The organism is Fibrobacter sp. UWOV1 (genome assembly GCF_900142495.1).
In the GTDB taxonomy this organism is placed as follows: domain Bacteria; phylum Fibrobacterota; class Fibrobacteria; order Fibrobacterales; family Fibrobacteraceae; genus Fibrobacter.
Window position 1 is genome coordinate 328,461 of record NZ_FRBA01000002.1, and the last position, 13,066, is coordinate 341,526.

Here is a 13,066-nt window from a genome sequence, read left to right on the forward strand (position 1 = left end):
TCCTCCTACAAGACGTTCAGTAAAGACGGTAGAATCAAGCTTTCGCCCTTTTCGTCGGTCACGGTCAAATGGCTTTGGAAATCCTTGAGAATTGTCGCAAGCTGCGTTTTGCTATCGCAGTGCATAAAGATGCGCAGGAATACCTGGCGTTCTGTGCCTAGCATGTTCGGGGTGATTTCGTCGCCGATGTTAAAACGGTCAATAACGAAATCGACGGAGGGATGATTCTTGACAAAGTCCAGTCCCTTGATGTCGGCAATTTTTCCGTTCTTCAATAGGAACCATACGACCGCGGCGCTTTTACCATGCATATTCGCGTCGTTCTTTTCGTCAAAGTTTCCGCCGGTGGTTTCTGCGTAGTCCATGGATCCGGTGAGGGCGAAATTCACCAGCATTTTGCGCTGGTCAAAGCCGTTCATGTATTTGAGGATTAAGTGGAAGCCGCCGCCTTGGAGGCGGAAACCGGGATCGTAAACATAGAAGTGGCCGTCTTCGCAGAAGGCGGAAACATAAAGCACACCGTTTTTCAAACCCAGTTCGTTGAACATCTTCACATATTTGGGATGTTCGTTCCTTACAAATTCATCGTAGTACTTGGAAACGAAAACATCGCCTACGCAAATGGGGGGGGCGCTGGTATTCGTGCGCAAAGTGTAGCGGTCCGAAAGGCTCGAAAGGTAAACTTGTCCATCGACAATGGTGTAGTAGATGCTCAGGTCGTCGCATTTCATGTAACGTTCAATCAGGACGGTATGCGTTCGGGATTCCTTTTGGGCGCGTTCTATGGCACTGTCCAATTCCTCACGGTTGCGGCAAAGTGTGATTCCCTTACCGGAATTGCTGTCGGCAGGCTTGACAATCACCGGAAACTTGACCGCGTCCTTATCGTCAATGGAATATTCGGGGATGCCTTCGATGCCGAATTTCTTGCAGGTTTCCTTGAAATGGCGCTTGTTTGTAAACGCCTTGACTGTTTCCTCGTTGCCGTAGCAAGGGACTCCAAGGCGGGCGCAAAGCTTCTGGTAAGGCGCAATCAATGGGTCTGCTACACCGACAAGCACTCCGTCCACTTTCTCGCGGATAGCCATATCGTAAAGGGCGTCGACGTCCATGGCATCGATGTTGTAGCTGATATTGGAAACTTTCTTGGCAGGAGCCTGCGGATCGTAATCGGTTACGATGGTTGTGACTCCCATTTCCTGGGCCACTTTGACAATATTGGCGGTTTCCGGGTTTGCTCCAAGAATAAGAAGTTTTTTCCCTTTTGTATTCATGTGTCTTATCTTTTTATTTGTTGAAATTTATTTGGCCTTTTAACCACGTAAAATGCCTGTTTATGATGATGGCAAGTATGGTTGAAATAGTTATGCTTGTAAGGAATACGCAAAAAATTCTGCAACTAACACTCAGCATGCTGAAGTGATTTTTCATGATAAAGTCAAATGTTTTCCACAATGGAATATGAAGCAGAAATATCATTAGTGAATTTTTGCCAAAAAACTCAAGGATGCGATTTTTGGAAATGGCCACGCTGGCCAAAAATGCGGCGCTGATTCCGACAAGTGCGTTTAAAATAAAAAACAAGCTGTTTCCGTATCTGCTCGTGTTCATGTCGACGTTTCTGCTAGTAAAGCTTGTGAGATATGCTAACAGAACGAACAAGGCTATGGATCCGATGGTTGCGAAAACTCGCATCAGTTTGGAGTCGCGTAACGCAAGATTCTGTAGGCTTTGATTCGTATTACAGACATGTCCTAAAGCGTAAAATGAGAATGCAACGAATGAGGTCGCGATTAACTGGTTTGGCTGGTCGCTGACATTTTTTGCGTAGATAAGGCCAAAGACCATTGCGATTAATGCGTTTGTTAAAATAATGATGCCGCGTCGTTTGGAATTAGAAAATATTTTTTCCGATAGCATGTAGTAAAGACATGATACGTATAGCAATGTTCCCAAAAACCAAAAGCCACCAAAGGCAATTGTGTCGTGGAACGTTTCTAATCCCAATATGAAAAGAATTCCATAGGAAATGACATTCAGTGCTTGAAAGAATATCATTGGGAATAGCAATGTTTTTACTTTTCCCGAGAGATAAGCTGCATAGTCTTTGCTTTTGAATAAAAAGCCTGACAGGAAAAAGAAAAGTGGCATATGGAACGAATAAATCATCATAAATAGCTTGTTATGACATTCGTATGCAAGGCAGTGCCCTAACACAACAAGGATAATTCCTATACCCTTGGCAATGTCAATAAAATTAAGCCGTTTGATAGATTGTTCCATTTGCTAATGGTTATCCTTTGTTGACGATTATGTCGACCACTCGTTCGGCATCAGTGTCGCTCACTCCAGCAAACATCGGCAGGCACAATACCTGGTCTGCGAGCTTGTGTGCGACAGGGAGATTTTTGGGGTCGGCCGATTCCAATCCCTTGTAGGCGCTGAACGTGCTGATGAGCGGGTAGAAGTAGCGACGGCCGTAGACGTTGTGTTCTTTCAATTTTTCATAAAGAGCGTCTCGGCTCAAACCATATTCTTCACTGATAAAGATCGGGAAGTAGGCGTAGTTGTGGCGCACTCCCTCGATATCCTGCAGGCAGCGTACACCGGGGACGTCCTTGAGGGCTTCGCGGTACTTCTCGGCGGTGGCCTTGCGCTTAGCGATGGCGTCGTCCACCTGTTTCAGGTTTAACAGGCCGTAGGCGGAACGGATCTCATCCATCTTGCTATTGATGCCGGGTGCTACGACGGTTGTTTCTCCAGCAAAACCAAAATTCTTGAGATAATCAATACGTTTCTTTGTTGCCTCGTCGTGGCAGACGAGGGCGCCGCCCTCGATAGTGTTGTATACCTTAGTGGCGTGGAAGCTGAGGGTGCTCATGTCGCCGGCCTTCAGGACCGATTCGCCGTCCTTCTTGACGCCGAAGGCGTGGGCCGCGTCGTAGATAATCTTCAGGCCATAGATGTCTGCAATTTCTTGGATGCGTTTCATGTTGCAGGGCGTGCCGTAGACATGCACGGGCATGATCGCCGTCGTGTGTGGCGTGATGGCGGCCTCGATTTTTTCAGGGTCAATGTTGCCGGTTGTTTCGTCCACGTCGACAAAGACGGGCTTGAGGCCGTTCCACCAGATAGAATGGGTGGTCGCGACAAAGCTGTACGGAGTCGTGATCACTTCGCCCGAAATTCGCATGGCCTGCAGGGCCGTAATCAGGGGGAGCGTTCCGTTGGTAAACAGACTGATGTATTGGACTCCCAGATATTCGGCAAGAGCTTTCTCAAGCATTTCGTGGTAGAATCCGTTGTTCGTCAGCCACTTTCTGTCCCAAATATCCTGTAGCATCGGGATAAAGTCTTCCAATTTCGGAAGTAGTGGTGACGTGACTGTAATCTTCTTGTTTTCGCTCATGGTAGTTAATTTACAATTTTTTTTTCTTTCTGTTTAATAATTCTAGAAGTTCTTTGACGGTAGATCTGTTAAATATCCAGTTACTGACCAAATAGTAGGTGGCGCCAGCGGTTATTCCAAGGATCAACTGAATGCCATATTCCTTTTCGGGGAGAAGCTTGGTGACGCCTAAGCAAATTGCTCCCATGATTAGGGAATTCAAAATGGTGGGAATGTACATTTTGAGTTGGGGTAAAAGTCCGGCATTTAGTAGTTTTCCAGAATAGTATGTGTTTATAACTAGTCCAAAACAGGCGTTGAACCATTGGCCAAAACACATGGCGATAATGCCGTGGGGAAGAGTTATGCAGAGTACTGTTATACCTTCAATTTTCTTGATGATTTCCAGTTTCAGGAATAGGTCGGAACGTCCCAATACCTGAAGCATGTTCAGGTTGATAGAATGTACCGGGTACCACATTTGGGCAAAGCAGATGATTTGCAAAATCAGGATGGCGTCGACCCACTTGTCTGTAAGAACCAAGAGAATGAATGGCTTTGCCACAGCCGAAAGACCGATCATCAGCGGGAATACGACCAGGGTGGCCATGTTGAGGAACTTCAGGTATCCGACTCTCAGTTTGTCATGGTCGTTCTGGATTTTGCTTAGAACGGGGAACGTGACTCTCTGGAAAATACCGTTAATGTTGCTTGACGGGAAATTGGCGAAATGGGATGCCCTGCTGTAGTTACCAAGGGTGCCTGCCGAAAAGACTTTACCGATAATCAGGTCGTAGACGTTTTCGTACAGGGTGTTCAGCAAACCGGAAATCAAAAGTTTGGACCCGAAACCGAACATGTTCTTGAAAGACGTCTTGTTGAAAAATGTCTTGGGACGCCAGTGAACAAGAGTCCAGAACAGAACCACTCTCGTAGAAGTCGTGACCATTTGCTGGATAACCAGCGACCATACGCCAAGTCCATTGTAGGCGCTGATAAGGCCTGCCGTGCCGCCCACGATGGCTCCAATCAGGGAAACCTTTGCCAGCGTTTTAAAATTCAGGTCAATGGTCAGATTCAATCGCTGAATTGATCCGAAGGCCTGAATAATCAGGTTGATGGCGAGAATCCGGAGAATATCCGAAAGCTGCGGCATCTTGTAGAACTGGGCTACAAAGGGCGCTCCCAAGAAGATTATGCCATAGCAGGCCGCCGCCATAAAGATATTGAAGAAGAATACGGTGGCCTTGTCGGCTTCGTTGCGGTCCGGCTTTCGAATGAGTGCGTTTCCAAAACCGCTATCAATGAAAGTTTGGCTCACCGCCATAAAGATGGTGAGCATGGCAATCATGCCGTAATCGTTAGGCGTCAGAAGTCTAGCTAAAAGAATACCGAACAGGAACTGAACGCCCTGGGTAGAAAATCTTTCTACAGCACTCCAAATGACGCCTTTGAAAGTTTTTTGCTTCAAAGACATTTTCGGGGCATAATATAGAATTATATGTTCTCGTCAACCCACTGGATTCGCGCTTCTATCCAGGATTTTAGATCGTCTACGGCGTCCTGGTAGCTGTCGAATTTTTCATGGAAGGGCCACCTGGAGTCGTTTTCCAGAATGGGCCATTTTTTGAATTCGTTTGCCGATGCTCTCTCCAGTTTTTCGGACATGGAATCAATGGAATCCAGGGTCGCGACAAATGCGGAGCGGTTCTTTTTCCAGTATTCCCTTACCCGCGATTCGTAATCCTTGTTCTTGAACAAATAGCGGTTCCATCCGTACTTGCGAATCAGCCACCCCTCGGGTCCGCTTTTAACGTCTAATGAATTTCCGTAGCCTAGGTCAAAGTCCCATACGGGGCCCATTTTCAGGACGCTGTCCGTTTCCCAGGTAATAAAAATGCTTCGCCTGTGTCCATCGATATTCTTCGTGAACTCCTGAATCCAGTAATACCTTACAAAGTCATCGATGTCAATCCAATTCCCGATGAGGTCAAGTTTATAAATGTTTTTGGATTGCAGAAAATTCTCGAAATCGTCAATGTGGTTTTCGAGAAGGGCCCTGGATTCTTCGCTTGGTTCCTTGGGCTGGCGGAACTTGAAAATGTAGCCGAGACCGGATGTGAACAGGGCTCCGTCTGTCGTGGTGGCCGAGGTCTTTTCGAAAAGAAAGCTGGAATCGCTTTTGGGAATGTCGACGCGGCTCTTGGAAACCTTGACGTGTTCGACTAGAAGGTAGATTCCCAGGTATTGCCGGTTCAGGTATAGCTCTATGAACTTGCCCTTCGGAAAGTATTCGTCGCCGAGGATTCCCGCAAGCTGGTAGGTGATGTAGTTGCGCAATATGGATCTGTCTCGAAAGTTGGAAATCAAGTCCCATTCCTTGTCCTTGGGCATTCCGAGCATGGACTCTTTTTCGGCAAGTTTGATCTTGTAGCCGTATTTGGTCATGACAAAACTGGAATTGCCCCGCCCCTTAATCGTGAGGTCCAGAATTTCGCTAGAAGGCTTGTTCTCGCCATAGAACTGCAGTCGTGCCGGGACTTTCGTCTCTTTGTTGTTAATTTGCCTAAAATTCTCTGTTTCAATCACCAGGCGCGGCAATCCTGCGTAAGGATGTTCTGAATCGTCCAGCGGTAAATACGCCGAATCGGCGGCCTGCGATGAATTTTCGCCCCAGGTACCGCAAGAATTGACAATAAATGCTAAAAAAAGAAGAACGAAAAACAATAGAAGCTTCGGGGATGGACGCTTCATTGTAAGTCTACTATTTCTTTAAAGTTTCCAGATCTTTTTTGATTTGGGTCGTGCTGATTTCCGGCGTGCGGGGCAAATAAACCACCTCGCAGGAATCTTTAAGGAAATCGAATTTTCCTTTCCAGTCATCGCCCATCACAAAAGTATCTACGTGGTATTCCTTGACGTCCGTTTTCTTCTGGTCCCAGCTTTCTTCGGGAATCACGAGGTCCACGTAGCGCACTGCTTCCAGGAGCTGCTTACGCTTCTCGTAGCTGAAGTAGCATTTTTTCTGTTTTTGGTTCCAGTTAAATTCGTCAGTGGAAAGGGCTACAATAAGATAATCGCCTAAAGCCTTGGCGCGCTTCAGAAGGTTAATATGGCCGTAATGTAAAAGATCAAAAGTACCGTATGTGATTATCTTCTTCATGATGAACCCTAATATAGATAATCGTTATGGGATTTCCAACCAACCGTGCCTGCAGGATTGTCTTTTTTGTTAAATTGTAGTCATCTAGCTGTGAAACGATATCTTTCTTTAAGAATAATTCCCTTTTGTGTTGTTGTCTTGGCGCTTTTGGGCCATGCCCGCGAATCTATTTTGCCGGTGCGAGCCCCCGAAAGCTATGCCCTGTTTGGAGGTTTGGCGGAACTTCGAGACGACGTTTACAGTGCAGACATGAATGTGTCGGGGGAGTTCGCTCCTTGCCATTGCTTTAGCGTTTACGGTGACTTCTCATACCGTTTTGTAAGCTACCTGTGGGATACGGAACTTCACGATCAGCGTCACGAGGCGCTGAACTTGCATGTCAACGGATTGAATGAATCGTACCTGGGTGTAAAAATGCGCCCCTTCCCGTTTTTCGGGGTAGATTTAAACTGGGCCCTTCCGCCGCGCGAGGGCTCGCAAGTCAATCGATTCTACCGCTTGGGCGTTTCGCCCTTCGGCCTTTATGAATTCTCCCGGAATATGACGCTTGGGGCCGCGGTTGAATACTACACGTTCCTTGAAAAGCAGAATTATCAACCGGGCGATGAACTGGGCGTAAAGGGCTCCATTTCGTGGAAGTTCCTCTGGGACCGTGACGATTATTCCGGCTGGAAGTTCGATTACGTTTTCCTGTACCGTTGGCGCATTCAGGAATCCGAAAACCTGAACATGCAAAAGTCGTACCGTAAAATGGATGACCTGGACCAAGGCTTTAGAATGCGCGTTGACGCCGCCCGCTATTTTGCCGTGCTCAAGAATTCTTTAGGAATCGCCCTTTTTTACGAAATAAATCGCGGCTACCTGTTTGGAATGGAAACCGGCCACACGTTAGGACTTTATGCAAAATTCATGTTCTTATAAAGCAGTCCTGATCGGCAACGGAACTATGGGGCAGCGGCACAAGCGGTTGTTCGAAGCCGATGGCATTGAATTTATCGGAGTGGCGGATACCACGGCCGAGGCGACCGCCCTGTTCAAACAAATCGCAGTCGGCAAACTTTCGCCGGACTTTGCCGTGGTCGCATCGCCTGCAGTAACGCACGACGAATACGTCAAAAAATCTATCGAAATCATGCTCCCGGTGCTTGTCGAAAAGCCGGTATCTATCTCTTTTGAAAATGCAGAAAAATTTCGGCGCATTGCCTCGGAGCGTAATGCATTTGTCTTTGTCGGCCATTCGGAACGCTACAACCCGGCCATCGAAGAATTTGTGAAGTCCGATTTTTTCAAGGAAATGCAGGATTACTTCAAATTCTGGTTTCTCCAGAAACAAGATGCCTCCCCGGTCAGCTTCAAGTTTACGCGGACGCACGGATTCTCTCCGCGCAACCGCGATGTCTCCGTGGAATATGACCTGATGATCCACGACATGGACCTGCTTCATTTCTTTGCCGGCAAGGAAGCGATGATGTACAAGTCGTTTCGCTGCGAAGAACTGTCGGACGACCGGGTGCACGCCTTCTATGACTTGAAAACGTTAAATGCTGAATTTATAGCAGACCGAAATTCCGCCTCTGATTCGCGTACGGTAGAAATTTCGATGGGCGCTCGCTCGGTCAAGCTGGATTTGGGCGCCTATCGCAACGGCAATCCGGCGTATGCCTTACAAAAGGAACATCAGGCTTTTCTAAATTATTTAAGAAGTTATAAAAAAACGGCGCAAGATGAGGAACCCGATTACAGTTGGTATGGAGGCCTATACGACGCCTGTGCTGCAGTGATCATGGTTTCTTTGGTTGGTGAAGTATGCAAGAAGGGGAGTGCGAATGAATTTGATGCAAAATAAGGTTGTATCCGCGCTTTTTTTGTTCTGCGCTACGTATGCCCTCGCCTATATTCCGGGCGAGTCGGGTTTTGTATCGCTTGAAAATGAACATGGCATTTGGGGTAACCCGGCCGGCGTTGCCGCCTTTGATTCCAAGGGCGCGCTCATTAGTTACGATTACGACAATTCCATCAAGGATTTTCGTGTTGGCGGTAATTTAGAACATTGGGCTGCAGGCTTTGAATATACCCAGGGCCCGCATCACCTCGATTTTTCCCGCTGGAGCCTCATTCACGGAAACGCTCTCTGGAACCGCACGATTTTTGTAGGCGAGCGCGTTAACGCTATCCGTACTGCAGAATTTACGGGCACGGAATGGAGCATGGATTTGGGTGTTATGATTCGCCCTCTTTCGTTCGTGTCGCTTGGCTACTCCTGCGACAATGTGCTTTATGCCGGCCCGCAGGCTCCTGAACGTGTGCAGAACTTGGGTGCAACTTTGCGCCTCGGCCCTCTCTTCAGTGTGAGTTACGACGTCGAAGATTTCGAAGACCACCGTTTGCTTTTTGAACTCGGCCTTTACGGTGTGCGCTGGGGCTTCCGCATGCCGCTCTATGGCGATGACGAATACCGCCTTACCTTCTCCACCAGTTTCGGTGCTTACAACAATGTCGCCTTGCATGTATACGACGACCTCTTGCCCAAGGGCGGCGCCTGGGGCTATCACAGTGCCCGCAACCCGAACGCTTCTTTGAGTGCGCAGATTATTCGCGTGCCGCTCGACATGCAAGTTGCGGAAACCGAAGACGAATTCTCGTTCTTCCGCAAGAGTTCCATTAGCATCTGGCATGTGCGTAATCTGTTTGAACACATGCTGCGCGACCCGGCCTGCGGCCTCGTGATTCTGGACTTCTCGGGCTACAAGGGTAACATCGGCGTCTCGAGCGAAATTGACCGCTACGTCAAAAAACTCAAGGCCCGCGGAAGCAAGGTGGTCGCCTACATGGATGACATCCGCCCTGCGGTGTTGCTGGCGTCTGCGCATGTAGACCGTATTGCAGTGGAACCCTCCGCTCACATGAACTGGCGCGGTCTCGGCGGAAACATTCTTTTCTATAAGGGTCTGTTCGACAAACTAGGCGTGAAGGCGGAATTCCTGCGTCATGGGGCTTATAAGTCAGCAGTAGAACCGTACGTCGCGGATTCTATGTCAAAAGAAGCTCGTGACAATTTCGACACGCTGTATCATGATTTGTGGACCGCTTTGCAAACCTACATTTCCATGCGCGGTGTAGGTCCGCAAATGTCGTCCGAAAAAGCCTACAAGCACTTGGATTCCTTGGCGGGCGAGCCTTTGGTGACGGCGTCTGCGGCAAAACGCGCGGGCCTTGTAGACACCTTGCTTTACCTGGATCAAGTGCCATCTTACGCATTGAAGACGTTCTTTGATATCGACTACCCGAATGCGGCGTACCGCACTTGGACGCCGACAGGCAAGAAGATTTTCAACGAAAGTTGGGCTCCGCGAGCAAAGATCGCCCTCTTGAATATTGACGGCACTATCGATTCTCGCATGGAACGCTCGGTACTCGAATCAATCCGCAAATTGCCCGGCACCGGTGCAGAAGCCTTGATAGTGCGCGTTTCTTCGCCGGGCGGCTCCGCAATCGCTTCCGACAAGATTTGGGCTGCGCTTCGCAATATCAGCGAAATTGGCATTCCTGTGGTTTCTAGCATCGGTTACATGGGCGCCTCGGGCGGTTACTATATCGCTTGTGCCGGCGACAAGATCCTTGCAGAACCGATGGCCATTGTGGGTAGCATCGGTATCTATGGCGGTAAAGTCGACGCCTCGGGCCTTATGGAAAAAATCGGGCTCAAGGCCGAAACCGTCAAGACGCACGAATATGCCGACGCGACGACCTTTACGCGCCCCTGGACGGACCGCGAAAAGGCCGCCTTGCAAGCGTACATGGATGAATTCTACGATCGCTTTACTGGAGTCGTTTCTAAAGCTACGGGAATCCCGCAGGCGACCGTCGATACCGCCTACGGTGGCGGCCGCGTCATGATCGGCATCAAGGCCCTTGCCGCAGGACTCGTGCACGGCCTCGGCGGAATCGACGACGCCATCGCCGTCGCCAAGCAACTTGCCGACATCGGCGAAAACACCGACGTCGATTTGCAAGTGCTCGGCTCCGGCCATTCGCTCACGCTCCCGACGCCGGGCTCCAAGATGCTTTACCAGCTTTCCGACTGGACCGAATACATTTATGACTTGAGCCGCCCGCAACTTTGGGCGGTCGAGCCCGCGCTTTTTGAGCCGGCTTTGTTAGGTATTGAATAATGTTTTATATCGTCCTTACGGTTCTAGGTTGCCTTGCCATTTCGGCGTTCTGTTCGGTGACAGAAGCGTCATTTTACAGCATGCCGCCTGCAACCATTGAACAACTGCAAAAACAGAAAAAGTTCACGGCACGCTATATTGTGCACGTGAAAGAAAATATCGATCGATACATTGCATCGGTGTTGGTAGTGAATACGATTGCCAATACGGTGGGCGCTTCCTTGGCGACGGCGCTGGCAGTCAAGAATCTGCCGCCGATTGGGCAGGTGTCGCTCCCGATAATTCTTACAGTGCTCATTCTTCTGTTTGGCGAAATTACGCCGAAAACGCTTGGCGTCAAACAGGCAAAAATTGTCGCCCCCTTGGTCGCAGTACCGTTCTACTACATCACGATTGTCCTTTCATGGACAGGCATTATCTGGCTTTGCCTCACGCTCACCAAACACTGGACCCGCGAAAAAGAAGACAAGAAAGACGTGAGTATCGATGACATCAACAGCCTGGTGAGTCTCGGACTCCGCGAAGATGTCATTGACCGCCAACAGTCCCTGGTTATCAAGAACATTTTGGCTCTAAAGTCGGTGCCGGTGCGTAAGGTCATGACACCGCGTCAAGTGGTATTCTCGCTTCAGGCTGACGCCTCTATCGGCGAGACTCTCGATGAACGCGGAAACTGGCCGTTTTCGCGCGTACCGCTTTACGAAAAAGAAAAGGACAACTGGGTCGGTATCGTACTTCGCCGCGACGCCTACAACAAGCTTGCCGAGGGCATGCGCGATGTAAAACTCCGCCAGATGATGCGCCCGTTGCAACTCATTCCCGACAGCCTTACGCTTGACAAGCTTTTGCTCCGATTCCTAAAGCAACGCGGACATATCGTGGGCGTGGTCGATGAGTGGGGCGCCATTGCAGGCATCGTCAGTCTCGAAGACGTCCTCGAAGAAATCCTCGGCCGTGAAATCGTCGATGAATATGACGAAGCCATCGACCTCCAGGAAACCGCCCGCCGCCGCTCCAAAGCCCTTGCCCGCATCCGCCAACAAGATAAAGGAAAAAAATGATGAATTCGGAATTCAGATTTCAGAATTAATTATTACTAACTCCGAATTAATTTCAACTCTGAACTCCGAATTCTGAACTCCGAATTATATTATGACAGTAAATAAGCCTAACTACTTCCCGGCTCTTGACGGCCTTCGACTCCTCGCAAGCATTAACATCGTGATGCTGCACTTGGGCTCTTCTTCGGCCCTCAATTACATGTCCGACTACAAGTGGATCATGCCTATCATTAATGCTCCCGCCTTTGCCGCCGGCATCTTCTACGTGCTCGCCGGTTTTCTTTTCGCGAGCAAGTTTAGCGATCCGGAACGCCGTATTCCTGTAATCCCCTTCATGTTCGCCCGCATCTCCAAACTGTACCGCCTGCACTTCTTCATGACGCTCCTCATGTTCGTGGTACTCGTCTTCAAGTTTAGCGGTTACACGCACCTGCCCGCTTTAAACGAAATGGGCGACTGCTTTGCCGCAGGCCTTGCAAAAATGACCCACCCGTGGCGAAGCCTCCTTTTGCATATCACGCTTACTTGGTCCATTGTGCCCGATTTGGGCATGAAACTGAATGAACCGTCGTGGTCGCTGACGAGTTTCTTCGTATGCTACGCGGTGACTCCCTGGTTTAGCCGCTGGCTTTTCAAACAGAGCGATCGCACGCTCTGGGTGCTTTTCGGAACGCTCTTTATTCCGGGTATTCTGTGGGCGATTTTCTTCGGCCTTTCCGACAACCTCTGGTTCGAAAGCTACGATGCCAAGTACCGTTTCTTCCACATTTTTGCGCCCGTCCGTATTTTCGAATATTTGTTCGGCATGGTGCTCTTTAGACTCTTTAAAGAAGGCCATTTCGACTTTCTCAAGCGAAACTTTGCAAGCGGTATTGCGCAATTTGTCATGCTCGCCGCTATTTACGGCAGTCTCTTCCTGATGCGTCCGGAACTGAATCCTGGCTTCAATTATTTCTTCCATCATTCGCTCCCGATTTTATTGTACGGCCTTTTCCTGGTTTCGCTTCTGACCGGCAAGGGTTTTGTCGCGAAGTTCTTCTGCATTGGCATTGTCCGCAAAATCGGCCGTGCTTCGTTCTACCCGTATTTGATTCATTTGCCGATTATTACGATTGCATGGGGCATTTGCAACTTGAACCAGCCCAAGAATACAATTCTGCTCTTGATTTTCATCTATACGGTCAGTACGCTGTATAGCGAGTTCAAAGTTTGGCGTCGCAAGAAGGCAAAAGCCAAGTTGCAGCAGAATTCTACAAAGTAACTTGCTGTTAACATTTTGTCG

At 48.9% G+C, this 13,066-nt stretch carries 11 protein-coding genes; 5 read left to right on the plus strand and 6 right to left on the minus strand.

Annotation, left to right across the window (positions count from 1 at the left end; translation table 11 throughout):
- Nucleotides 1–5: 5 nt before the first annotated feature.
- Genes BUC02_RS05115 through tagD form a run of 6 tightly spaced genes read right to left on the minus strand, consistent with a single transcriptional unit; the run spans nucleotide 6 to nucleotide 6,551 of the window.
- Entirely contained in the window at nucleotides 6–1,274 is a 1,269-nt protein-coding gene (locus BUC02_RS05115) for an ATP-grasp domain-containing protein (protein WP_073319531.1), read from the minus strand.
- A gap of 13 nt (nucleotides 1,275–1,287) precedes the next feature.
- Entirely contained in the window at nucleotides 1,288–2,283 is a 996-nt protein-coding gene (locus tag BUC02_RS05120) for an acyltransferase family protein (protein ID WP_073319533.1), read from the minus strand.
- Nucleotides 2,284–2,293: 10 nt separating this feature from the next.
- Complete coding sequence (locus tag BUC02_RS05125) at nucleotides 2,294–3,409, minus strand: DegT/DnrJ/EryC1/StrS family aminotransferase (protein ID WP_073319536.1); 1,116 nt, start codon at nucleotides 3,407–3,409, stop codon at nucleotides 2,294–2,296.
- Between the two features lie 10 nt (nucleotides 3,410–3,419).
- A complete protein-coding gene (locus BUC02_RS05130) occupies nucleotides 3,420–4,865 on the minus strand; it encodes a lipopolysaccharide biosynthesis protein (RefSeq protein ID WP_073319539.1) in 1,446 nt (481 codons plus the stop codon).
- Between the two features lie 20 nt (nucleotides 4,866–4,885).
- A complete protein-coding gene (locus tag BUC02_RS05135) occupies nucleotides 4,886–6,115 on the minus strand; it encodes a CotH kinase family protein (RefSeq protein ID WP_163453865.1) in 1,230 nt (409 codons plus the stop codon).
- Nucleotides 6,116–6,152: 37 nt separating this feature from the next.
- Nucleotides 6,153–6,551 carry a glycerol-3-phosphate cytidylyltransferase gene (tagD, locus tag BUC02_RS05140; protein WP_073319545.1) on the minus strand — a complete coding sequence of 133 codons (399 nt, stop codon included), beginning with the start codon at nucleotides 6,549–6,551 and terminating at the stop codon, nucleotides 6,153–6,155.
- Between the two features lie 213 nt (nucleotides 6,552–6,764).
- Between tagD and BUC02_RS05145 the strand changes: the two genes are divergently transcribed.
- From BUC02_RS05145 to BUC02_RS05165, 5 genes are all read left to right on the plus strand, one after another.
- Nucleotides 6,765–7,472 carry a hypothetical protein gene (locus BUC02_RS05145; protein WP_139261023.1) on the plus strand — a complete coding sequence of 236 codons (708 nt, stop codon included), beginning with the start codon at nucleotides 6,765–6,767 and terminating at the stop codon, nucleotides 7,470–7,472.
- Nucleotides 7,450–8,397, plus strand: a complete 948-nt coding sequence (locus tag BUC02_RS05150; protein WP_083564397.1) for a Gfo/Idh/MocA family protein — start codon at nucleotides 7,450–7,452, stop codon at nucleotides 8,395–8,397. The genes BUC02_RS05145 and BUC02_RS05150 overlap by 23 nt, the downstream gene beginning before the upstream one ends.
- Nucleotides 8,378–10,723, plus strand: coding sequence for a signal peptide peptidase SppA (gene sppA, locus BUC02_RS05155; protein ID WP_254794109.1), 2,346 nt, complete (start codon nucleotides 8,378–8,380; stop codon nucleotides 10,721–10,723). The genes BUC02_RS05150 and sppA overlap by 20 nt, the downstream gene beginning before the upstream one ends.
- Nucleotides 10,723–11,784, plus strand: coding sequence for a hemolysin family protein (locus BUC02_RS05160; protein ID WP_073319554.1), 1,062 nt, complete (start codon nucleotides 10,723–10,725; stop codon nucleotides 11,782–11,784). The genes sppA and BUC02_RS05160 overlap by 1 nt, the downstream gene beginning before the upstream one ends.
- A 91-nt stretch (nucleotides 11,785–11,875) precedes the next feature.
- Nucleotides 11,876–13,045: an acyltransferase family protein gene (locus BUC02_RS05165; RefSeq protein WP_073319557.1), complete on the plus strand. Its 1,170-nt coding sequence runs from the start codon at nucleotides 11,876–11,878 to the stop codon at nucleotides 13,043–13,045.
- Nucleotides 13,046–13,066 lie beyond the last annotated feature (21 nt).